The sequence below is a fragment of the Streptomyces sp. NPDC002513 genome (genome assembly GCF_053595355.1).
Window position 1 is genome coordinate 1 of sequence record NZ_JBSFXK010000059.1, and the last position, 24,466, is coordinate 24,466.

The window sequence follows — 24,466 nt, forward strand, 5'->3', positions numbered from 1 at the left end:
CAGCACGCGAACCAGCCAGCGACAGACCGATATCCAACGGATCACCCGCCACCACGGACAACCGGCCCGCCTGCGCACGCAGCGCACCAGCCGACCTACCCGACAACACCCACGGAACAACCGGCAGCCCACCACCCCCGGACCGGACGGACTCCGATCCCACACCCCCCTCGACGGGCGCCTCCTCGATGACGACATGAGCATTCGTACCGCTGATCCCGAACGACGACACACCCGCCCGCCGCGGACGCACACCACGCGGCCACTCCCGCTCCTCCGTCAGCAGCCGCACCCCGCCCGCCGACCAGTCCACGTGCGACGACGGCTCGTCCACATGCAAGGTCCGCGGCAGCCGCTCCTCCCGCAGGGCCATCACCATCTTCATCACGCCCGCGGCACCGGCCGCCGCCTGCGTATGACCGATGTTCGACTTCACCGACCCCAGCCACACCGGATCGTCATCCGTACGCCCCTGCCCATAGGTGGCGAGCAGCGCCTGTGCCTCGATCGGGTCGCCCAACCGCGTGCCGGTGCCGTGTGCCTCCACCACATCGACATCGCCCGCGCTCACCCCGGCATTGGCCAACGCCTGCCGGATCACGCGCTGCTGGGAGGGGCCGTTCGGCGCGGTCAGCCCGTTCGACGCCCCGTCCTGATTCACCGCGCTGCCCCGCACCAGGGCGAGGACGCGATGCCCGCGGCGTTCGGCTTCGGAGAGACGCATGAGGACGAGGACGGCCGCGCCTTCGGCCCAGCCGGTGCCGTCGGCGGCCTCGGCGAAGGGCTTGCAGCGGCCGTCGGGGGCGAGGCCGCGCTGGCGGGAGAACTCCACGAAGACGGTGGGGTTGGCCAGCACGGTGGCCCCGCCCGCGAGGGCGGTGGTGCATTCGCCGGAGCGCAGGGCCTGGCAGGCGAGATGGAGGGCGACCAGAGACGACGAGCAGGCGGTGTCGACGGTGACGGCGGGGCCCTCGAGGCCGAGGGCGTAGGAGAGACGGCCGGAGGCCACGCTGGTGCTGGTGCCGGTGAGCAGGTAGTCGGTGGCGTCGCCGTCCGATTCGTGGCCGGTGCTTCCGTAGTTGTTGGCGGCGACGCCCGCGTAGACGCCGGTGGCGGTGCCGCGCAGGGAGTGCGGGTCGATCTCGGCGCGTTCCAGGGCCTCCCAGGCGGCTTCGAGCAGCAGGCGTTGCTGGGGGTCCATGGCGAGGGCCTCGCGGGGGCTGATGCCGAAGAGTTCGGCATCGAAGGCGGCGGCGTCCGGCACGAAGCCGCCCAGTCCGGCGAAGGGGGTGCCGAGGCCGGCGGTGGTGGACTCCAGCAGGGCGGGGATGTCCCAGCCGCGGTCGTCGGGGAACGGGGACATGCGGTCCTCGCCCGCGGTGACGACGTCCCAGAGGTGCTCGGGTGACGTGATGCCGCCGGGGAGACGGCAGCCCATGCCGACGATCGCGATGGGTTCGTCGACGGCGCCCACGACGGGTGGGGGGACGGCGGTGTCCTGTTCGGTGGTGCCGAGGAGGCGTGCGCGCAGGTGGCGGGTGAGCGCGGCGGGGCTGGGATGGTCGAAGACGAGGGTGGCGGGCAGAGGCAGCGCGGTGGCCGAGGTGAGCCGGTGGCGCAGGGCGACACCGGTCAGCGAGTCGAAGCCGAGGTCCTTGAAGGCGCGGGACGGGTCGATCGCGGCGGGGGTGCGGTGGCCGAGGACGGTGGCGACCTGTTCGAGGACGAGGTCGAGGAGAAGCTGGTCCTGTTCGGCGGCGGGCCTGTCGCGCAGCCGGGCGGCGAGTCCGGTGCCGTCCGCCGGGGCGGGTGCGGTGTCCGGGTGCGTGGGCAGGGCCGCTTCGGGGAGGGCTTCGAGCAGGGGGCGGCGCACCGGGGTGTGGGCGGCGTGGGCGGGCCAGTCGATGTCGGCGACGGTGGTGCAGGTGCTGTCCTCGTCGAGGGCGCGGCGCAGGGCGGCGAGTGCCCGGTCGGGGTCGAGGAGGCGGATGCCCTGGCGGCGGAAGTGTTCGGTGACGGTCTCGTCGTCCGCCATGCCGCCGCCGCCCCAGGGGCCCCAGGCGATGGAGGTGGCGGGCAGGCCCTGAGCGCGTCGGGACTGGGCGAGGGCGTCCAGCACGGTGTTGGCGGCGGCGTAGGCCGCCTGCCCGGCGTTGCCGAGAACGGCGGTGACGGAGGAGAACAGGACGAAGGCGTCCAGGTCGTGGTCGCGGGTGAGGTCGTGCAGATGCCGGGCGGCATCGGCCTTCACCGCGAGGACCCGGGCGAGTCGTTCGGGGGTGAGGTGGGCGGCGAGTCCGTCGTCGAGGATGCCGGCGGCGTGCACGACGGCGGTGGGCTCGTATGCCTGCACGACGGCCGCCAGGGCTTCGCGGTCGGCGATGTCGCACGCGATGAAGGTCACCTCGGTGCCGGACTCCGCGAGGTCGGCGGCGAGGTCGGACATGCCGGGGGCGTCGGCGCCGCGGCGGGACAGGAGGACCAGCCGGTCGGCTCCGTCCGCGCCGAGGTTCCGGGCGAGCCGGCCGCCGAGGGCGCCGGTGGCACCGGTGAGCAGGACGGTGCCACGCGGGTGCCAGGACCGTACGGACGGTGTGTCGCCGTCGCGTACGAGACGGGCGGCGTGGACGCCGGTCGGTCTGATCGCCAACTGGTCCTCGTCGGTGCCGCCGGTGGCGAGGACGGCGGCGAGCCGCTGCCAGTGCCGGGGTTCGGGTGCCTGCGGCAGGTCGACGAGACCGCCCCAGCGCTCGGGCTGCTCCAGTGCGACCGCCCGGCCGAGCCCCCACACGGCGGCCTGTTCGGGATGCGGAAGCGTCTCGTCGTCGGCCACGGCGACCGCCGCCCGGGTCACGCACCAGACGCGCGCCTTGGGCCATCCCTGGAGGACACGGAGGACGGCGACGGGGTCGGTGAGCAGACAGAGGACGGCGTCGGGTGCCGCGGCCGCGCCGTCCGGCGGTGTGTCCTCGCCGGCGACGGTGACCGTGACGTCCGCGCCCATGGCTCGCATCGCGTCGGCCGCGTCGGTGCCGGTGCGTTCGTCCGGGGCGGCGACGAGCCAGTGGCCGGTGAGCGAGCTGCCGGCGGGCACCCGGACCGGACGCCAGGCGATCCGGTACCGCAGGGCATCCAGCGCGGCCCGCTCATGCTGCTTGCGGCGCCAGTCGGCGAGCGCTGGAAGGACGGTGTCCAGCGAGGCCCGGCTGTCCACGCCCAGTTCTCCGGCGAGCGAGGTGGCGTCGCCCCGGTTCACGAGGCTCCAGAAGCCGCCGTCGGCGGGCGCGTCCGCCGGGGCCGGCGCCCTGCGGGCGTGGTCGGGCAGCCAGTGGCGCTGCCGCTGGAAGGCATACGTGGGCAGGCTGACCCGGCGGGCGCCGGTGCCTTGGAACAGGGCGGCCCAGTCGACGTCCGCTCCGTCCACGAAGAGGTCGGCGAGCGCGCCGAGCAGGGTGTCGGGCTCGGGCCGGTTCTTGCGCAGGGTCGCGGCGGCGGTCAGCCCGGCGTTCTGGGCCGACGCGGTGAGTACGGGATCGGGGCCGATCTCCAGGAAGCGGGTCGGCACGTGTGCGGCGGCGGTCAGCGCGTCGTGGAAGCGGACCGGACGCACGATCTGCTCCGCCCAGTACTCCGGCGTGGTCCAGTCGCCGTCGCCGAGCGGCGCTCCGGTGACGCTGCTGACAGCGGCGACGACGGGCCTGCGGTACGTCACCCGCGCGGCCGTTTCCGTGAATTCCGCGAGGACGGGTTGCATCAAGGGCGAGTGGAAGGCGTGCGAGACCCTCAGCCGCGTGGTGCGCCGGCCCTCACCACGGGCGCGTTCCCGTACCGCTTCGACGGCGTCCTCGGTGCCCGACACCACCACGGCGGCGGGCCCGTTGACGGCGGCGAGCACCGCTCCGCGCACCAGCCACCCCGCGGTCTCGTCCTCGGCGGCCTCGATCGCGGCCATCGCTCCGCCCTCGGGCAGAGCCTGCATCAGCCGGGCGCGTGCGGCCACCAGGCGTACCGCGTCAGGAAGATCGAACACGCCGGCCGCGTACGCCGCAGCGAACTCGCCCACCGAGTGGCCGAGGAGCACGTCCGGGGTCGTCCCCCAGGAGCGCAGCAGCGCGATCAGCGCCGACTGGAGGGCGAACAGGGCGCACTGGGCGTGTCCGGTGCCGTCCTGCGGGTCCTCGGCGAACAGGGCCTCCTTGAGCGGACGGGGGTGGGCGAGTTCGGCGTCGAACAGCGCGCATGCCTCGTCCAGTGCCGCCGCGAACACCGGGAACGCGGCGTACAGTTCGCGCCCCATCGCGGGGCGCTGGCTGCCCTGGCCGGTGAACATCCAGGCGGTACGGCGCTCGGTTGCGATGCCGGTGATCGTCGCGCCGGGCCGCAGGGCCACGGCACGGTGTTCCAGCAGTGCCCGTGTCGTCGCGAGCGCGTGGCCCACGTCGAGCGGGTCGGCGTCCAGGGTGGGCAGCCGGTCGAGCTGGGCGCGCAGGGCGTCGGCGGAGCGGGCGGACACCACCCACGGCACCACGGGCAGGACGGTGGTGCCGTGCCGTTCCTCGGCGGAAGGTGCGGGCGGGGCCTCTTCGAGGACGAGGTGGGCGTTGGTGCCACTGATGCCGAAGGAGGACACGGCGGCCCGGCGGGGGCGTTCGCCGCGCGGCCAGGGGCGGGCTTCGGTGAGCAGCCGCAGGGGACCGCCGGACCAGTCGATGTGCGGGGAGGGCTGGTCGGCGTGCAGGGTGCGCGGCAGGTGTTCGGCGCGCAGCGCCATGACCATCTTGACGACGCCCGCGACACCGGCGGCGGCCTGGGTGTGGCCGATGTTCGACTTCACCGAGCCCAGCCACAGCGGGGTGTGGCGGTCGGCGCCGTAGGCGGCGGCGAGCGCGTGGGCCTCGATGGGGTCGCCGAGGCGGGTGCCGGTGCCGTGCGCCTCGACGGCGTCCACGTCGGCCGGGTCGAGACCGGCGGCTGCCAGGGCCTGGCGGATGACGCGCTGCTGGGCGGGGCCGCTGGGTGCGGTCAGTCCGTTGGAGGCGCCGTCCTGGTTGATGGCGCTGCCGCGCATCACGGCGAGCACGTCGAGGCCCCGGCGGCGGGCCTCGGACAGCCGGGTCAGGACGAGCATCCCGGCGCCCTCGCTGAGCGAGAATCCGTCGGCGTCGGCGGCGAACGCCTTGCAGCGGCCGTCGGCGGCAAGGGCCCGCTGCCGGGAGAACTCGGCGAACATGCCGAGGCTCGGCAGGACGGTCGCGCCGCCGGCGAGGGCGGTGGTGGCGGCGCCGGAGCGCAGGGCCTCGCAGGCGAGGTGGAGGGCGACGAGGGAGGAGGAGCAGGCGGTGTCGACGGTGACGGCGGGGCCTTCGAGGCCGAGGGTGTAGGAGATGCGGCCGGCGGCGACGCTGACGGCGTTGCCGGTGAGGACGTGTCCGGCGACGTCGGTGGCGGAGGTCTCGGCGGAGCGGTCGTAGTCGGTGGTCATCAGGCCGAGGTAGACGCCGGTCGGGGTGGCGTGCAGGGAGTGCGGATCGATTCCGGCGCGTTCCAGGGCTTCCCAGGCGGTCTCCAGGAGCAGCCGTTGCTGGGGGTCCATGGCGAGGGCCTCGCGCGGGCTGATGCCGAAGAACTCGGCGTCGAAGGCGGCGGGGTCGCTCAGGAAGCCGCCTTCGCGCTGGTAGAAGCTGTCGGGGCGGTCGCCGTTGGGGTCGTAGCGTCCGGTGAGGTCCCAGCCCCGGTCGTCGGGGAGCGCGGTGACGGCGTCGGTGCCGTCGCGCAGAAGTCGCCAGAGGGCTTCGGGGGTGTCGGCGCCCCCCGCGAAGCGGCAGGCCATGCCGACGATGGCGATGGGTTCGCCGCTGCGGTCGGCGGTGTCGATCGGGGCGGGGGTTCCGGCGGGGGTGCCGTAGAGCTGTTCGTAGAGGTGCCGGCCGAGGGCGGCGGGTGTGGGGTGGTCGAAGGCGACGGTGGGGGCGAGGGGCAGTGCGGTGGCGGAGCGCAGCCGGTCCCGGACCGCGAGGGCGGTGGCGGATTCGACGCCCTGGTCGCGGAAGGAGATGTGGGCGGGTACAGCGCCGTGCAGGCCGAGGAGATCGGCGACCTGGGTGCGGACGAGGTCGACGAGGGCGGCGCGGCGGTCGCGTTCGGACAGCGCGTCCAGGCGGGCGCGCAGGGCGGTGGCCAGTACGCCGGTGTCGGGGCCGTCCGTCGCCGGGTCCTCGGTGGTGGCGGCGTCCGCGAGGGCGGCGGGCAGTTCGGCCGCTGGGGTGTCCGGGTCGGTGAGGGCGGCCCAGTCGGGGGTGCCGCCCGAGGTCCAGTGCTCGGCGACGGCGCGCAGGAACCGGTCCGCTCCCGCGTCGTCGCGGCGCAGGGTGCCCTGGACGGTGACGGCGGTGCCGGTGCGGGCGGCGGTGGTCTCGATGCCTGCGGTGAGCATCGGGTGGGGGCCGACCTCGATGAAGCGGTGGTGGCCGGCGTCGAGCGCGGCGCGTACGGCGTCGGTGAACGCGACGGTGTCGCGCAGGCAGGCGGCCCAGTGGCGGCCGTCGAGGGCGGTGCCGTCGACGGGGCCGCCGGTGGAGGCGGCGTAGAGGGGGACACGGGCGGGGCGGGGGGTGAGTCCGGCGAGTTCGGTGCGGATCCGGTCGGTGATCCGGTCGATGTGCCGCGAGTGAGCGGCCACGCCGTAGTCGACGGTGCGGGCGCGGATGCCGTCAGCGGTGAGGGCGGCGGCCAGTTCGGCGACGGCGTCGGCGTCGCCCGCGACCACGCCGTTGTCCGGCGCGTTGACGGCGGCCAGCTCCAGCCGGTCCGCCCAGGGGGCGAGGCGTTCTTGGAGCCGGTCGACCGGCAGGAGGACGGACACCATGTCGCCGTGGCCGTGCAGCGGGCGCTGGGCCAGGCCCCAGCAGGCGGCGGCGTGTGCGGCGTCGTCGAGGGTCAGGGCGCCCGCGACGCAGGCGGCGCCGATCTCGCCGAGGCTGTGTCCGACGACGGCCGCGGGCCGTACCCCGGCCGCCTCCCAGAGGGCGGCCAGCGACACCATGACGGCGAACAGCGCGGGCTGGGTGACGTCGGGGGTGGTGAGCGCGGTGTCGTCGCGGAGGAGGTCGAGGAGGTCGCGGCCCAGGTGTGGGGCGAGGGCGTCGGCGCACTCGGTCATGCGGCGGGCGAACACCGGTGAGTTGTCGAGGAGTTCGCGGGCCATGCCGGGCCACTGGGAGCCGTGGCCGGGGAAGACGAAGACGGGTCCGTCGCCGTCGCCGCCGGGGCGGCCTTCGGTGACGTGGTGCGCGGGTGTCCCTTCGATCAGGGCGTCCAGGCCCGCGATGAGCGTGGCCGTGCTGTCGGCGGTGATCGCGGTGCGGTGGGGGTGGGCGGGGTCCGCGGCATGCAGCAGGGCGGCGGGGAGGCCGTCCGGCACGCCGTCGCGCACCAACTCGCGCAGGATGCGCGCCTGTTCGCGTACGGCCGTCGTACTGCGCCCGGTGAGCAGCCAGGGGCGAGGGACGCCGAGGCCCGGGAACGGGTGGGCGGGCGAGGTGGAGCGAGCTTGATCGGACACGTTGTCTCCCGCGGGTGACTCAATCACCACGTCGTCGGAAACCGGCCGAGCCGGTGAGGGCAGGCGAGCGCGCGTGAGCCCGGGGATGCGGCGGCCTGATCCGTTCGCGCTGCACTCCGATTATTCGGGCGGGCGACTGGGGGAAACACAAGGAGATCAGGCGGGTGGGTGCGCGCGGCGCGGGGGCCGGGTGGGTGCCCGGCGGGGGCGGGGCGGGCGGTGCGCGTGCGCCGCTGGGGGGCGACGCGTGGGCATGGGAGCGCCGACGGGCCGGTGAGACCGCGTCGGCGCAGTGGGGAGGGGATCGGTGGGACGGGTGCGGCTCATCCGCGCGAGCGGGATGCCGCCGGGCCGCCGCGTGCCGCCCTTCGGCACGGCTGCCCGCGGCGGCGGCAGGCCGGGAGCGCGGGCCGGCCGCTACCGGGTGGCGAGTTGTTCCAGGTGGCCGATCGCGGCCTCGGTGCCCGGCAGGGCGAGCATCTCCTGCTGGGCCCGGCGGGCGGCGGCGGTGACGGTGCCGTCGGCGAGGAGCGTGCGGCAGGTCTCGGTCATCGGTTCCGGGCCGCGGGTGGCGACGTGGTCGCCGAGTCCGAGTTCGGCGACCCGCAGCGCGTTGTACTGCTGGTCGCCGAACATCGGACGGACGGCCATGGGCACCCCGGCGCGGACCGCCTCGCGGATGCTGTTGTAGCCGCCGTGGGTGACGAGCAGGTCGGCGTGTTCCAGCAGGAGTTGCTGGGGGAAGCGGTCGACGACGCGGACGTGGGGTGCGGCGCGCGTGGTGTCGACGGGCAGGCCGAGGGTGGAGACGACGGCGGTGCAGTCCAGCGCGGACAGCGCCTCGACCACGGTGTCGAGGGGTTCGGCCGGGTCGTAGGCGGGGATGGGCGCGCCGAACTCGCGGGCCTTGTCGAGGAAATCGTGGACGGCGCCGGGCAGGGCGGTGCCCAGGGAGGCCAGTACCAGGGGCCGGTCGGCGGGCAGTTCGGTGAACCAGTCGGGGAGGGTTTCGCCTCGGACGACGGTGCGGGGCTGGCGGTAGGCGACGGCGGTGGGGGCGAGGGCGCGGGCGAAGGACCAGGCGGCCGGCATGCAGTCGAGGCGGCCGTGCCGGTACACGGCGGCAGGGTCGTCGCTCTCGGGCAGGCCGAGTGCACGGCGCCGTTCGTTGAGCATGGGCAGGATCAGCTCGGGGTCGAGGAACTGGCCGGAGCCGGAGGGGGCGGGCACCTGGGGCACGTCGAGGGTCTCGGCGACCAGCAGGGCGGCGAACTCGTAGCCGTCGCGCAGGATGACGTCGGGCCGGAAGTCACGGGCGAGGGGCAGCAACTGGCCGTAGGAGGCGATGAGTTGGGGGCCGCTGGCGAGGGTGGCCCACAGGTCGTGAGCGAAGCGGCTGAACTCCTTGGGGATGGGCAGTTTGCCTTCCAGGATCAGGTGCAGGCCCTGTCGGAGGATGTCGGGGTACACACCCAGCACGCGGGCGTTCTCGCCGTCGAGGACGGTGCCCAGGGCGCGGGCGGTGACCACGAGGACGTCGTGTCCGGCCTCACCCAGCGCGCGGATCAGCGGCAGGGAGGCGCGCGCGTGGGAGGGCGAGCCGGTGATGCTGCACAGCACCCGCATGCGGGGTCCTTACGTTGTGGGCGGGCTGGATTCGGTCACTCGGAGGCCTGGAAGACCGGGGATGCCGGGTATGACGGCTGTGGCTTCTGAGCGTCCTGCGGGGCGGTCACCCCTTTTCTGGTTTGCTAGGCACTGGTGAGGGCGGGCTCCACGGGGCGGACGCCGGTGCCGTGGCAGGCGAGACCCGCCGCGACCAGTGCGGCCGGGTCCAGATGGTTGCGGGTGTCGACGACGACCGGTCGGTCGAGTCCGGCGGCCATCCGGTTCCAGTCCAGTGCGCGGTAGTGCGGCCACTCGGTGGCCAGGACCAGCGCGCGGGCGCCCGTGGCCGTGTCGTAGGGGTCGTCGACGACGGTGACACCGGCGGGCAGCGCGACGGGCCGGCCGGGGGGTACGGCGGGGTCGTGGGCGACGATGTGGGCGCCGAGCGCGGTGAGTTCGGCGGCGAGGGCGAGGGCGGGCGAGTCGCGCAGGTCGTCGGTGCCGGCCTTGAAGGTGAGGCCGAGCAGTCCGATGCGGACCCCGTGGAGGGAGGTGGTGGTGCCGGTGCCGCACAAGGCGGCGATCTTGCCGGTGATCCGGCGGCGCTGGTGGGTGTTGGTGTCGATGGCGGCCCGGACGAGAGGGAAGCCGGTGCCGAGGGCGTCGGCGGTGCCGAGCATGGCCTGGGTGTCCTTGGGCAGGCAGGAGCCGCCCCAGCCCGGTCCGGGCCGCAGGAAGGCGGAGCCGATGCGGTGGTCGGCGCCGAGGGCGGCGGTGACACGGCCGATGTCGGCGCCGGCCTGTTCGCACAGTTCGGCGAGGCTGTTGACGTAGGACAGCTTGACGGCGAGGAAGCAGTTCGCGGCGTACTTGACGAGTTCGGCGCTGACCGCGTCGGCGATCATCACCGGGGCGTCGACGGCCGCGTACAGTTCGGCGACCTGGGCGGCGGCCCAGGGGCTGTCGGAGCCGACGACGACCCGGTCAGGCTCCAGGAAGTCCCGTACGGAGGTGCCCTCGCGCAGGAACTCGGGGTTGCTGGCGACGCCGACGTCGGGGCGGCCGAGGGCGGCGGTGATGCGGGAGGCGGTGCCCACCGGCACGGTCGACTTGGTGACCAGCACGCTGTCGGGCTCCAGCAGGCCGCGCAGCTCCTCGACGACGGCGTCCACGGCGGCCAGGTCGGCGCGGCCGTCGGCGCCTGTGGGAGTGCCGACGCAGATGAACACGGTGCGGGCGCCGCGGACCGCCTCGGCGGCGCCCACGACGAACCTGAGGCGGCCCGTGTCCAGTCCGGCGGCCACGAGTTCGGGCAGGCCCTCCTCCAGGATGCGGACCTCGCCGCGGTTCAGTTCGGCGACCTTGTCCGGGTCCAGGTCGGCGCAGACCACCCGGTGGCCGAGCGAGGCCAGACAGGCCCCGGCGGTGAGCCCGACATAGCCGGTGCCGATGATGGCGATGTTGTGCCGGTGCACGGCAACACCTCGATTCCAGGTTCTCGGTGACTCGCCTGGGTCACAGGGCGATCAGTGACGCGCTGACGGAGGCGGCGGCGCGCACGGCCAGGGCCACGCTGAAGAGTGTGGGATTGACGGCGGTCGCGGTCGGGATGACCCCGTTGCCGCCGACGTACAGATTGTCGAAGCCCCAGACGCGGCAGTCGGTGTCGCACACCGAGGTGCCGTCGTCGACGGGTCCCATACGGACGGTGCCCTGGTAATGCTTGGAGCTTCCGGCGGGGAACAGTTCGGGCTCGGCGAGGAACGCGCCGCCGAGTGCCTCGGCGATGCGATGCTGGTCGTCGGCGGCCTGCCGGGCGCCCTCGAGATCGCGGTCGGTCAGTCCGTAGTGGAGGGTCATCCGGGGCATGCCGTAGGCGTCGGCCTCGCTGGTGGAGAACTCGATGCGGTCCTCGGCTCGGATCTCCTTGGCCCCGTACCAGACCAGGCCGGCGAACAGCGCCGGGTCGACGCCCTCCAGGGGGGAGGTGTCGATGGTCATGACCTGGCCGTGGTTGCGGCGGCCGGGATCGGCGAACGGCACCCAGAAGCGGCCGGTCTCCAGGTCGCGGATGTCGCCGTCGAACTCGACCGTGCCGCGTGCCCCCGTTCCGGCGGTGGGGCCGTCCTTGACGTGCACGGAACTGACGGTCTTGGGCTGGTCGTTGAGGTGGCGGCCGAGGGCCTCGGGGCGGATGCCGGAGGCCCACAGCAGTTGCGGGGTGCGCAGGGCGTCGGCGGTGACCACGACGGCGGACGCCTCGACGGCGTACTCGGTGCCGGTCGGCAGGTGTTCGAGGAGGGCGCCGGTGACCGTGCGTCCGTTGAACAGCAGGCGGCGGCACATGGTGTCGTCGGCGATGCGGAACCGGCCGGCGGGGCTCTCAGCGGCGGCCAGCGGTCCGAGGACGGTGTCGGATCCGGCCCACAGCGGGCGGCGGCCGGGGCGCGGGGTGCAGGCGAGCGGCATGGCGCCCACGCGCCGTCCGGCGGGGTAGCCGCCGTCGAAGAGCCCGGAGAGGGTCTTGAGGACGAGGTCGCCGCCCCCGGTGGCCGGGTAGGCGTCACGGGTGACGCTCAGGAGGTCCTCGGCCACGGCGAGGGAGGCGTCCAGGTCGGCGTCCGGCAGGAAGGGCACGCGTTCGCTGTCCAGCGGGCGGGGGGCGGTACACGCCCAGTGCACGCCCATCCCGCCGACATTGCTCGACATGACCGCGGCGGGCATGCCCTCCTGCTCGGGGTCGCCGTCCCGGTGCGGTCGCAGGAGGTGGGTGCCGCGGTCGGCGTACTTCTTCACCAGGGCGCCGTCCTCGCCCGGCGCGGTCCCCGGGTCGCGGCCCTGGGAACGCACCTGGGCCTCGGCCCGTTCCGTCGGGGACACATTGCCGAGATGCGTACCGGCCTGCCGGGTCAGACGCGGTCCCAGGTCGGCGATCAGGATCCGGGCCCGCGGTACGGACTGGTACACCCGGCGGGCGACGGCCGACCCCACGGGGCCGCTTCCGATGACGAACAGGTCGACCGTCACCGGAAGTTCGGAACGGCTCATGGTGGTGCGACACTCCTTCCAGTGGTGCGGGGTGCTGGAGCGGGCGTCAGAGCGCGGCGCGGCTCGCGGCGTAGTACTCGCGGACCTGCTTGGCGAACTGCGGGCTCATCTGGGCCTTGACGAGGATCTCGGCGGGCGGGGTGTACTCGTCGTCCAGGTCGTCCGCGAACTTGGTCAGCCCGGCGCGCAGTTGGGTCTCGATGGCGGCGGGCCAGGTGTTGGGGATGCGCCACTCGTCCTCGTAGCCGGTGGCCATCAGATGCGTGACGGCCGTCTCGACGACCTCGGCGCGGGTCTGCGCCTGGACGGGCGGACGCAGCGGGTGGAACACGGACAGGTCATGGCGGCCGTCCTCGCCGAGCAGGCGGCGGGCCATCTCGTCGGCGAGCAGCGGCGACAGGTGCAGGCCGTCACGGTAGGTGCCGGTCATCATCCACAGGCCGTCCAGGCCGGTGGCGCCGACCAGGGGGAAGCCGTCGAAGGCGACGGGCCGGTTGCCGACCTGGATCCGCTCGATGCCGGAGGTGTCGAGGTCGCGGCGCAGCTGGCGGAGGGCGCAGCCGAGCAGGAAGGTGGCGTCGCGGATGGAGGGCACGTCGGCGGGCTCGGGCTCGATGGTGTTGGTGGCGCCGAGGTAGACGTGGCTCTTTCCGCGGGGGACGAGGTGCAGGCCGCAGGCGAAGGCACGGTTGGGGGTGCGCAGCACGCTGGTGGGACCGGGAACTTCGGCGTCGACACGGGCGAGGACGGAGACGCCGACGCCGGCGCACAGCCGCGGGATGGCGGCGGCGATGGCGGGCACGGTGTCCAGGAGGGACTGGGAGGCGGCACCGGCGGCGAGCACGACCTGCCCGGCGAGGAGGGTGTCACCGTTGGTGAGGCGGACGCCGTCGATCCGGTCGCCGCCGGTGACCAGGCGTTCGCCGAAGCCGTCGATCAGGGTGCCGCCGGCCTTCTCGAACGCGGCTTGGAGCCGGACCAGCAGACGCCCGGCGTCGACGGCGTGCTCGCCGGGGATGAACATGCCCATCAGAGGGCGGGCGAGCGGGTCGGGGTCGAGCCAGTCGAGGCCGACCGGGTCGATGTCCTCGTACGGCTCCTGGTACTCCTCGAGGGTCTGCCGGATGGCGGCGTAGTTGGCGGAGTCGATGCCGGGGACGCCGATGGTGTTGAGCAGCATCACGGTGCCGCGGGCGCAGCGCAGGTCGCTGGTGTCGCCGGTGTCCTCGGTGAGGGAGGCGAGCCAGTCGTCCCACAGGCGGGTGGCCCGCACACCGAGATCGAGTTTGGCGCGGCCCTGCTCGCTGGCCACGAGGGTGGAGGTGACCTCGCCGAACGTGCCGAGCATGGCACCGGCGGCGGTGGTCGCGGCCCAGGGCCGGTCGGTGCGGCCGAGGACGGCGACACGGGTGCCGCGGCGGGCGAGGGTGAGGCCCAGTGACAGGCCGAGGACACCGTTCCCGACGACGAGGACCTCGAAGGTTCGGCCGGACTGGTTGTCGCTGGTCATCGCGTTAGTTCCCATCCTGTGAACCGCCACACGCGGAGCGCGGCGCGGTGTTCGGGTCGTGGTCTTCGGCCCTGGGCCGGGTCGGGCCCGTCGAGCCGGGTACTGGTCGGGGCCCGGCCGGGTGGCGGGGCCGGTGCGGGGCGGGTACTGGTCGGGGCTTGGCGGGGTGGCGGGGCCGGCGCGGGTCAGGGCCAGTCGTGCGAGCCGCGCCGGGTCGGTGGGCCGGGCACGCGGGCCGCGTCAGGCCGGGGGCCGGTTCGTGGGCCGGACGCACCGTCCCGGCAGGGCTTGGCAGGCGGCCCGGCGCGGCGGACGGGCCGGGCGGGTCAGGTCGTGGGGGCGTCGGTGCGGGGCAGTTCGGTGAGGACCTTGGTGATGGCCACGCAGATGTCGCTGATCTCCTCGCTGCCGCCGAGGAGCGCTTGATGGGGAATCATCACGGCGTCGCGGCCGACGCGTTCGGCGTTCGGGCAGCGGTCGGCGAGGGCCTCGGGGGTGATGTCGCCGGTGGTGCCGGTCCAGAAGGCATCGGTGCGGTGCACGGCGGGGTAGCCGCCGAAGGCGGGGATGCCCTCCATCAGCAGGGCGAGGGCGACGGTGTCGCGGTCGACTCCGCCCAGGACGTCCTGGTCGAGGACGAAGGTGGTCATGTAGTGCGAGTGGGCCGTACAGCGCTCGTCGCGCCCCTGGAGCCGGATGCCGGGGATGGTGCCGAGGGCGGCGGCCAGTTCGGTGTAGCGGGCGGCGCGGCGGGCGTTCTGCTCCGTGAGCCGGGCCAGTTGGGCACGGAGCACGGCCGCGGTGAACTCGGAGATCCGGAAGTTGGAGGAGGCGGTGGTCAGGCGCAGTTCGCGGCTGCGGCCGCAGTTGTGCCGCAGCCACGCCTGCTCGTAGGCGTCCTGGTCGGGCAGCAACAGCGCGCCGCCCTCCCCCGCGGTGAGCACCTTGGAGCTCTGGAAGGAGAAGGTGGCGACGGAACCGAGCGCGCCCAGTCCCTTGCCGCGCCAGGTGGCTCCGTGAGCCTGGGCGGCGTCCTGGATCACCGCGATGCCGTGGGCCCGCGCCCAGGCGGTGATGGCGTCCATGTCGGCGACATGTCCGCCGAGGTGGACGGGGATCACGGCGCGGGTCCGTTCACCGACCACGTCGTCGAGGGCCGCCGGGTCCAGACACAGGGTGTCGGGGTCGATGTCGGCGAGCACCGGGATGCCGCCGCGGCGTTGAACGGCCGTGGCGGTGGCGATGAAGGTGTACGCGGGGACGATCACCTCGTCGCCGGGTTCCAGCCCGATGAGTTCGAGGGCCAGTTCCAGGGCGTGGGAGCCGTTGGTGACGGCCAGCGCGGCGGGCGCCTGGTGGGCGTCGGCGAACTCCTGCTCGAAGGACTGGACCTCCTTGCCGCCGTGCCGGGACCAGTTGCCCTGGTCCAGGGCGCGGATGAGGGCGAGCCGTTCGGTGTCGTCGTACTCGGGCCAGTGCGGGAAGGGCCGTTCGCGCACCTTGGGGCCACCGTTCAGGGCCAGCATGATCCTGCCTCTCCTTCTCCTGGGACGTCCGGTGCGGGGGCAGCGCGGGGCACGGCGTCGGCTGTGATGGGCATCGAAGGCGGTACGGGTACGGAACGCTCCAGGAGCACAGAGCACACTGGCGCCGGGGCGAGAAGATCGTTGAGGTCGGGCGGGGCGGGGGTGGTCAGCGTCCGGCCAGGGCGACCAAGTGCTCGACGGCGGCGGTGACGGGGGGCAGCGCGAGCATGTGCCGCTGCGCGGTGCGCGCCGCGTGGGTGTGGGCGGGGTCGGTGAGAATCCGGGTGACCGTGGCGGCGACGTCGTCGGCGCCGGCGCTGGGCACGCGCAGTCCGAGGCCGTACTCCTCCACGCGGGCCGCGTTGTGGGCCTGGTCGCTGAGTTCGGGCAGGATGGCCATGGGCACCCCGGCCCGGACGGCCTCGCGGACGCTGTTGTAGCCGCCGTGGGTGAACAGCAGTTGCGCGGTCTCCAGCAGCAGCGGCTGCGGGATGGTGTCGAATACATGCACGTTCTCGCCGATCGCGGCGGGGTCGACGGGCATGCCGCGGGTGGCCACGACGGCCGTGCAGTCCACCTGGGACAGCCCCTTGACGACGGTGGTCAGCGGGTTGGCGTCGCCGGGCACCAGGGCGTCCACCACCAGAGAGGGGTCCGCCCGTACGTCGAGGCCCAGCTGGTCGGCGACTGCCCCGTCGAAGAGCAGGTCGAGGATGCGCGGGAAGGCGGCGCTGTGCATGAGGGAGGGGAACACATGGGTGCTGGACACGACGACCAGGGGTTTGTCCCCGGGCAGGTCGCGCAGCCACTCTGAGCCGGTCTCGGTCGCCACGACGGAGGACGGCTGCTGGTAGGCGAACGTGCCGCCGATCTCGTGGGCGGTGAACGCGTAGCGCGGCGGCATGCAGTCGAAGCGGCCGTGGGCGTGGATCGCGCCGGCCATGTCGCTCTCGGGCAGCCCGAGTTCGGCGCGGCGCAGGTTCAGCTCGCCCAGCGACAGCTCCGGGTCGAGGTACTGGCCGCCACCGGAGGGGGCCGTCACATGCGGGATGCCGAGCGTCTCGGCGACCAGGTACCCGGCGAACTCGACACCGCTGCGCAGGATCACATCCGGCTTGAACTCCTCAGCGACGGCGAGGAGTTGCCGGTAGGCGTCGGTGACGTGCGGGCCGCAGGAGGTGGCCAGCAGGGTCCGCATGGAGAACAGGTCGGCCGAGACGAAGTCGATGCGCTTCTGCTGGAGCAGGCTGAACACGATCTCGGCCATGTCGGTGAACAGTGGCAGGACCTGGATACCCGTGCCCTCGAAGACGCCCGCCATCTCCGGGGGCGAGACCACGGTGACCTCGTGCCCGGCCTCGGCCGCCGCCCGTGCCAGCGGCAGCAGGGCGCGGGCGTTGGACGGCGACAGGGCGAGACTGCAGAGAATGCGCACAACCATTCCTTTCCGTACGGAAGCCACGTTCCGTTGGCTGAGGTTCCGTTGCTTCGACGGAACAGGGCGGGTGCAGGTCGGTCGTCACGCGCCACCCGGAGCCGTCGGCCACGTCATCATGTGCCGTCCCGCTCGGTGTTTTCCCGAGTGTTCGGCGCGCTTTCCGGGCTGCTGCGCACTGAATCTAGGGGATGACCACGCACGGCCCCAGTTGGGTGTTTCCATTGGCGGGTAACCGGGGCTCGGAATGGATGTTCTCCGGGCAACGGGAATTTCCCCGGGAAGGGAATGCGTGAAAGTCGGGGGTGCGCCGGAATACGCGAAAGCCCGGGAGGGACCGGGCGCGGCAGTGCGCCGTGGTGTCAGACGGGGGTGTGGGCGGCGCGGCCGGTCCAGGCGGCGGCGCGGCGCCGGCGGTCCTCGCGCACGGTGCGCGTCATCATCCAGTCCACGACCTCGCGTGTGGCGGGGTGCCGGAAGGCGTAGCGAGGGGCGCCGGTGGGCGAGCCGTGCCGGGAGCGGCGCAGGAAGTCCCGGCGCTCCAGGTACGCGAGCCAGTCGGCGGCCTCGGCCCGGTCGCCGTCGCCGACGGCCGCGGCACTGTCGGCGCAGCACACGCCGCCGAGCGCGGAGGCGCTGAGGAGGACGGACTTGGCGCCGGGCGGCAGGGTGTCGAGCCGGGCGGCGACGAGCTGCCGCAGATGCCGGGGCAGGTCCGGGGGCGCGGTGGCGGGCCGCCGGGCGGCGGTGATCTCGCGGGCGTACTCGACGGCGTACAGCGGGTTACCGCCGATGCGAGCGAGCAGCTCGCGGCGCTGTCCGGCGGGCAGATCCCGGCCGTGCGCGGCGAGCAGCGCGTCGAGCAGTGCGCCGGTGGCGGGCTCGTCCAGCGGGTCGAGGCCGAGGGTGAGGGCGTCCCGGCTGCCACCGCCCCAGGCGGGCCTGCGGTCCAGCAGTTCGGTCCGGGCGGTGACCGCGACGAGCAGCGGGACCGGGCCCACGGTGGCGATCAGCTCGTCCACCAGGTCGAGGACCGCATCGGGGGCGGAGTGCAGGTCTTCCAGGACGAGCAGGACGGGGCGTTCGGTGGCGAGGCCGGTGAGCAGGTCCCGCCACGCCGCGGCCACGCCGGGCCAGTCGGCGGGCGAGATCGGGTCTGGGCGCAGCAGCGAGTGGAGCCGGTCCAGCAGCCAGTTGCCGTGGTCGCCGGTGCCGAAGTGGGCGTGCACGACACGGGCCAGGCCGTCCGCCGGGTCCGCCGGGCCGGTCACGGGGTCGCCGTCGGGGCGTGCGGAGGCGGCAACGGTGCGGGCCAGCAGGGCGAGCGGCCGGTCGTGGTCGTTCCAGGAGGCGCGGCCGGTCAGGACGGTGAAGGCGGCGGAGCGGCGGGCCAGCCGGACCAGTTCGCGGGCGAGGCGGCTCTTGCCGGAACCCGGCTCGCCCAGCACGGTCAGCAGATACGGCCGCTGCTTGCGGACCACGTCGCCGAGCGCGCCCGCCATCTGTTCGCTCTCCCGGTCCCGGCCCACGAGCGCGAGGTCCGGCCCGGACACGGAGTGCTCGGGACGCGGCATGAGCGGCGAGCAGGCTCCGCCGGGACCGGTGGCGGGACCGTACTCGATGACGCGCTCGCTGTCCGCGCGGGTGGTTTCGCACACCCGGATCCCGCCGGGTGGCACGGTCTCCAGCAGCTCCACGCACTTCTTGGGCACGGTGCCGCGCACGACGGGGATGGCGCTGGTGCCGTCGGCGGCGCAGGTGACGACGACGTCGCCGGTGACGACGGCCACGCGCGGCGCCGAGCTGCCCCGGACCGGGACGGGGCCGCCGGCACCGTACTGCCGGAGCCGGTCAAGGATGGCCAGCCCGGCGCGCACCGCGCGGGCCGCGTCGTCCTCACCGGTGCGGACGGCGCCGAACAGGGCGTAGGTGACGGGACCGAGGACGCCCGACACGGTGCCGCCGTGTCGTTCGACCTCCTCCCGGATGGCGACGGCCAGTTCCCCGGACAGCCGCGCCGCGTCCTCCGGGTCGCCGCCGAGCCCTTTACCGAGGGTGGTGCGCACCAGCAGCACCGAGAGCTGTTTGCGCTGCTCGGTGAGGGCACCGGCGGGGGCGCACGGGATGCCGGCCGACTGCCACTCCGGCGGGTGCGGCGGTCGCGGTCGTACGAAGGGGCCGGCGGCCGGCGGCAGAGGGGTGACCGGCGGAACGAAGGCGCGCGGGGGCGCCGACGGGGCGAGGGAGTCGGTGCCCCCGCGGTGCGGAGAGCCGGGGTCGGGGGCAGGGGGCCACGGAGGGGACGGCGGCGCCGGGAGGAACGACGCGCGGGACTGCGAGGGTACGCTCGCCGCTGCCGCCAGGGCGGACGGGGCGGCGCGGCGGGCGTCCGACTCGCCGGCCAGGATGGCGAGCGCGTCGCGCTGGTCGAGTACCGGGTCGTGATCGAGGATGGCGCGCTCCACCGAGCGCAGGGTGCGGCCGGGTTCGAGGCCCAGGTCCGTCCGCAGCGCGGCGCCGGTGCGCCGGCAGGCCGCCAGCGCGTCAGCCTGCCGACCGCACCGGTACAGGGCGAGCATCAACGCGCCGCACAGCCGTTCACGGGCGGGCTCGCGGGCGACGAGAGTCTCCAGGTCCTGGCGGACATCGTGGTGACGCCCGCAGGCCAGCTCGGCCTCGAACAGGTCCTCCGTGGTGGCGGACCGGGCACGGGCGAGCGCGCCGAGTTCCGGCCAGTGCGCCCCGGCCTCGGCGAGGTCCGCGAGGGCCATGCCGCGCCACAGGTCGAGCGCCGCACGCAGGTTCCGGGCGGCGGACGTCCAGCCCCCGGCGGCCAGTTCGGAGCGGCCCCGGTCGGCGAGGGCGCGGTAGGCGGTGAGGTCGAGGTCGTCGCCGTCGACCCGCAGGAGATAGCCGGGGGCGTGGGTCAGCAGCATCGTCCCGGCCCCGGCACCCTCGGTCATCAGCAGGCCGCGCAGGGCGGAGACGGCGTTCTGGAGCATCTTGCGGGCGGTCGGCGGGGGCGCGCCGGCCCACAGCGCCCGCAGCAGGTCGCTGGTGGCGACGACCTCGTCGGTGTGCAGCAGCAGATGGCCGAGGACGGCCCGCTGTTTCACCCCGCCGAGCGTCACGGGTCCGTTGTAGCCGAGGACCGTCAGCGGGCCCAGTACCCGGAATTTCATACCGGCATATCGCCCCCGATCTTATGCGACTGCGTTTCCGCGTGAGGAGCGGAATTCGGCGCGAGGAGTGGAATTCGACGACCTCCCCCGCCAGAATCCGCCGGCCGTTCAACGGGCTTCGCACCACGCCCGCCGAACGGCCGACGGCCATTCACCGTCTGGATACAGGACCGCTCTTTTCCCTGATTCCAGGAAGGAGATTACCGTCCGCTCAAGACGGGGTCACTGGGGAAATCACGGGACTTGCGGGTCAGGAGACGCGCCAGCGCATGGCCCGGTCGGCGGTCCACAGCGCCGCGACGGAGGCCACCACGAGGACGGCCACGTCGAAGGCGAAGGTGCCGTCGATGTTCCCGGTGATGCTGTGCCGGATCGCGTCGGCGCCGTAACTGGTGGGCATGGCGTAGCTGATGACGCGCAGCGCCAACGGCAGCGAGTTGAGCGGGATGAGCAGCGGGGCGCCCAGCAGCAGCAGGAAGTTGATCATGTAGGTGACGATGGCGATCAGCTCGATCTTGTCGATCAGACTGCCGATCACCAGCCCGAGCGCGGCGAGCGGCAGCGCGGTCAGCGGGTAGACGAACAGCAGCGTCGGGGAGAACGTGAGCCGGATGTCGTAGAGCAGTTCGACCGCGAGCAGCGAGGTGACCAGTCCGGGCGCGAGCAGCAGCATCCGGGCGGCGACGAACGCCGTCACGAACGACACCTTGCTGATGGGCAACGAGGCGTAGTACATCATCGAGCCCTCGGCCTTGATGGCGCCGATGCGTTGCGCGATGGCCGACGTGCCGAGCGCCGCGATGGCGAACACCCCGGAGCCGCTGGCGATGTAGAGCAGGCTGGTGTGGTCGGTGAGTCCGCTGCCGATCCGGGAGAAGCCGAACACCATGGTCAGCGGCATGAAGATACCGAAGACGACATGCACGTACCACGTTGTGCGGAGGATCAGCATGTGCTCGAGCCACAGGTATTTGAAGGACGTCCCGAAGGTGGTGAGCCGCTCGCGCAGACCTCGCCGGGGCCGTGCGGCCCGGCTCGGGCGCGCGGGAGCGGCCGTGGGGGCAGGAGTCACGGCCCGGGGCGCGGGCACGGGCGCGGGCGCGACGGCTGTACGGGCGCCCGATGGGGCCGGGGCGGTCGAGGCGGAGACCGCTGAGATGGTCGCGGCTGCCGGGGCTGCCGCCGGGTCGAGTGCGCGCTCGGGCACCGGCCGGTCGCCGTCCGGCCCGTGCGGCGGGGCCGGTTCGGCCGGCGGGGAACTGTCGGTCGTCGGGGCGCTGCCGGTCGTCGGCTTGAGGCTGAGGTAGACGTCCTCCAGGGTGGGACGGGCGAACCGGAAGTCGTCGACGCGGGTCACGCCGACATCGGTGACCAGTGCTTCCAGCAGGGGCTGGATCCTCTCGGGCGGTGCGGACACGAGGTAGCTGCCTTTGCGGTCGCCGGAGACGACCTGGCCGATCCGCCCGAGTCGTGCGCTCTCCTCGTCGGTGAGCAACCCGCCGTCCCGGACGAACAGTTCGAGTCGCGCCTGCGCTCCGGTCTGCTCCTTCAGCTCACCCGGGGTGCCCATGGCGGTGATCCGGCCGCCGTGCATGACCGCGACCCGGTGCACCGCCTTCTCAGCCTCAAGGACGTTGTGGGTGACCAGGACGACGGTCGTGCCGTCGTCGGCAGCCAGGCGCTGCACCTTGTCCCAGATCAACCGCCGGTTGTGCGGGTCGAGTTCGTTGGTCGGCTCGTCGAGGACGATCAGTTCGGGCCGGCCCATCAGGGTCATGCCGAAGTTCACCAGCCGCATCAGCCCGCCGCTCAGTCGCTCGATCTGGCGGTTCGCATAGGGGCCGAGGCCCAGCTCGTCGATCAGCTCATCGGTCTGGCGGCGCGCGTCCGCCTCGCTCTGGCCGCGCAGCCGCCCCGTGTAGTGCAACGCGTGGCGCGCGTCGATGAGTCGCATCGACAGCCCGCGCTGCGGCAGGAAACCGACCGTGGACTTCACCAGCTCCGGATTGCGCACCACGTCGATGCCGTTGACGGTGATGGAGCCCGAGCTGGGCCGGACCAGCCCCAGCAGTTGCAGGACCAGTGTCGTCTTGCCGGCGCCGTTCGCGCCGAACAGTCCGAAGACCTGCCCCTGCGGCACGCTGAAGGTCAGTCCGTCATTGGCCCTGACCAGCTCCCCGCCGCGCCCGCGATAGGCGCGTACGAGTTCTCGCACCTCGACGGCCGGACCGTAGTCCGTCTTGACCATGCCCACGTGTCATCGCCTCTTCGGGTCGAGGATCCGGCAACCGCCGCTGATCCGCCGTTCATGTACCGGCCGGCCCGTCCGTGCGGTGGCACTCCCTGTGCCGCGCGTCGCAGGCTCACCACAGCCGCGCTCCCACGCTAGGCAGGGCACGGCCGGGACATCAGTGGAAGCTCTCCACCCCGCAGTCACCCGCCACCGAGTTCTCTTCGACGAAGGCGGACATCTCGCCTGAGGTTCCCCTCCTGCTGCGAGCGGCCGTGCGCCGTACCGCCGGCTCGTCGCCGGGTTTCGGGGCCGGGTTTCGGGGCCACATGGCCGGGAACCTCGCCGGGGAGGAGAATCGGCAAAAAGGCCGTTTCATGTCGGAAGCATCCGATGCCGCGTCCGCGTCACGTGCGCACCGCGCCCGTGTCGCGTCCGCGCCGGTCCGTGAGCGGCCGTCCCCGGGCCAGGGGTCGGCGGGTGCGGCCGGTCCGGCATGAGCGGGTCCCGAATGCGGAGCGTATCGGGGCCACCGCCGCACGTCGCGGACGGCGGGGATTCCGTACGGGCCTGCCCTTTCGGCGGCGGGCCACCGCGGGCGCCGTCGCGCGGTGCCGCGCCGAGAGCTCCTTGATCGTGGCCGGGGACGGTATGCGGGTTCCCCCAGAGGGCTCGGCCCCTCCACGAGCGGGACGTGGCGCAAGGAGGTCGAGATGCGAACCCGGGTGCGCGGCTGGCGCTGGCGGCGCAATCCGCTGCGCCGGCGATCGGATGTCGTCGAGGCGTGGACGTCGCTCCTCCTCGCCGTGCTGCTGTGCGTCGGGGCGCCGCTCGTCGGCTCGACCGTGGGCTGGTGGGCGTACGGCACCGCGCGCGCGACGCAGGCCGCCCAGCGCGCCGACCGCCATCAGGTGCCCGCGGTGCTCGTCGAGGACGCCCCGGCCGCCGCGCCCTCCGCCCAGGGCGTCCGGCAGCCCCTGTACCGGGTGCAGGTGCGCTGGACCGAGCCCGGCAAGGGCACCGGGACGACGCTCGCGCAGGTCCCGGCGGGCTCGCTGCGCGGCGACCGGGTACGGGTGTGGCTGGACGCGAGGAATCACGGTGCGGCCCCGCCGCCCAGCGACGCCGCGGTGTGGCAGCACGGCGTGTCGGCCGGCGTGTGGGCCGCGGGCGGTATGGCCGGGGCGGTCTTCCTGGGCCGCGCGGTGATCGGCCGGATCGCCGAGCGGCACCGCATGGCGGAATGGGAGGCCGAGTGGGCCCGCACGGGTCCGGACTGGCGGCGGCGCACCGCGTGACGGGCCTCGTGTGCGGACGTCACGGGCGGTCTGGCAGCTCCCCCGACGTCACCGTACGGTGTGATCATCCACATCGGTGATGTCAAAGGCGGACCGTCATGGCCCTGTTCGACCTGCCCATCGACCGGCTCCGGGAGTACCGCAGCGCCTCGGTCGAGCCCTCCGACTTCGACGCCTTCTGGACGAAGACACTGCAGGAGACCCGCGAACACGATCTGGACGCCCGCTTCGAACCCGTCGAGACGGGCCTGCGGACGGTCCAGGTGTACGACGTGACGTTCGCCGGCTTCGGCGGCCACCCGGTCAAGGGCTGGCTGACGGTGCCGGCCTCCGCGGACGGACCGCTCCCCACGATCGTGGAGTTCATCGGCTACGGCGGCGGGCGCGCGCTTGCGCACATGCATCTGCTGTGGGCGTCGGCGGGCTTCGCGCACTTCGTGATGGACACGCGCGGGCAGGGCAGCGTCTGGGGCGGCGGCGACACCCCTGACCCGGTGGGCAGTGCGCCGGCCGTCCCCGGGTTCATGACGCGCGGCGTCGAGGACCCGGAGACGTACTACTACCGGCGGCTGTTCACGGACGGGGTGCGGGCCGTCGAGACGGCCCGTGCGCACCCGCTGACCGACGCCTCCCGCACCGCGGCCCTCGGCACCAGTCAGGGCGGCGGGATCACGATCGCGGTCGGCGGTCTCGTACCGGACCTGGTGGCGATCGCGCCGGACGTGCCGTTCCTGTGCGACTTCCCGCGCGCGGTCACCCTCACGGACCGCCAGCCGTACCGGGAGATCGGCAGCTACCTCAAGACCCACCGCGGCCGCACCGAGCGGGTGATGCGGACTTTGTCGTACTTCGACGGTGTGCACTTCGCCGCGCGCGGCCGGGCGCCCGCGCTCTTCTCGGCGGCGCTGGAGGACCAGACGTGCCCGCCCTCCACGGTCTTCGCCGCGTTCAACGCGTGGGCGCACGAGGACAAGACGATCGAGGTCTACGACTTCAACGACCACGAGGGCGGCGGGCCGCACCAGCAGGCGGTCCAGCTGCGCTGGCTGCCCGCCCGCTTCTGAGGAC

The 24,466-nt window shown here is 73.7% G+C and carries 11 protein-coding genes; 2 read left to right on the forward strand and 9 right to left on the reverse strand.

From position 1 onward, the window contains the following. From ACWD5Q_RS28690 to ACWD5Q_RS28730, 9 genes are all read right to left on the reverse strand, one after another. Window positions 1-7,561, reverse strand: a 7,561-nt coding sequence (locus ACWD5Q_RS28690; protein WP_451429963.1) for a type I polyketide synthase, incomplete at its 3' end; no start/stop codon positions are given. 417 nt (window positions 7,562-7,978) lie between these two features. Continuing rightward, window positions 7,979-9,187, reverse strand: a complete 1,209-nt coding sequence (locus ACWD5Q_RS28695; protein ID WP_451429964.1) for a glycosyltransferase — start codon at window positions 9,185-9,187, stop codon at window positions 7,979-7,981. A gap of 125 nt (window positions 9,188-9,312) precedes the next feature. Continuing rightward, on the reverse strand, window positions 9,313-10,644 hold the full coding sequence (locus ACWD5Q_RS28700) for a UDP-glucose dehydrogenase family protein (protein WP_451429965.1): 1,332 nt from the start codon (window positions 10,642-10,644) through the stop codon (window positions 9,313-9,315). 40 nt (window positions 10,645-10,684) lie between these two features. Continuing rightward, window positions 10,685-12,217: a GMC oxidoreductase gene (locus ACWD5Q_RS28705; protein WP_451429966.1), complete on the reverse strand. Its 1,533-nt coding sequence runs from the start codon at window positions 12,215-12,217 to the stop codon at window positions 10,685-10,687. A 46-nt stretch (window positions 12,218-12,263) separates the two neighbouring features. Next, window positions 12,264-13,727 carry an NAD(P)/FAD-dependent oxidoreductase gene (locus ACWD5Q_RS28710; protein ID WP_451429967.1) on the reverse strand — a complete coding sequence of 488 codons (1,464 nt, stop codon included), beginning with the start codon at window positions 13,725-13,727 and terminating at the stop codon, window positions 12,264-12,266. A 326-nt stretch (window positions 13,728-14,053) separates the two neighbouring features. Next, window positions 14,054-15,253 carry a DegT/DnrJ/EryC1/StrS family aminotransferase gene (locus ACWD5Q_RS28715; protein ID WP_451429968.1) on the reverse strand — a complete coding sequence of 400 codons (1,200 nt, stop codon included), beginning with the start codon at window positions 15,251-15,253 and terminating at the stop codon, window positions 14,054-14,056. 166 nt (window positions 15,254-15,419) lie between these two features. Further along, window positions 15,420-16,688, reverse strand: a complete 1,269-nt coding sequence (locus tag ACWD5Q_RS28720) for a glycosyltransferase (RefSeq protein WP_451429969.1) — start codon at window positions 16,686-16,688, stop codon at window positions 15,420-15,422. A gap of 362 nt (window positions 16,689-17,050) precedes the next feature. Then, window positions 17,051-19,870, reverse strand: a complete 2,820-nt coding sequence (locus tag ACWD5Q_RS28725; protein ID WP_451429970.1) for a BTAD domain-containing putative transcriptional regulator — start codon at window positions 19,868-19,870, stop codon at window positions 17,051-17,053. Between the two features lie 250 nt (window positions 19,871-20,120). Beyond that, window positions 20,121-22,118: an ABC transporter ATP-binding protein/permease gene (locus ACWD5Q_RS28730; protein ID WP_451429971.1), complete on the reverse strand. Its 1,998-nt coding sequence runs from the start codon at window positions 22,116-22,118 to the stop codon at window positions 20,121-20,123. 695 nt (window positions 22,119-22,813) lie between these two features. Here ACWD5Q_RS28730 and ACWD5Q_RS28735 point away from each other — a divergent pair. Then, window positions 22,814-23,398, forward strand: coding sequence for an Rv1733c family protein (locus ACWD5Q_RS28735; RefSeq protein ID WP_451429972.1), 585 nt, complete (start codon window positions 22,814-22,816; stop codon window positions 23,396-23,398). A gap of 98 nt (window positions 23,399-23,496) precedes the next feature. Further along, window positions 23,497-24,462, forward strand: a complete 966-nt coding sequence (locus ACWD5Q_RS28740; protein ID WP_451429973.1) for an acetylxylan esterase — start codon at window positions 23,497-23,499, stop codon at window positions 24,460-24,462. Window positions 24,463-24,466: the final 4 nt, after the last annotated feature.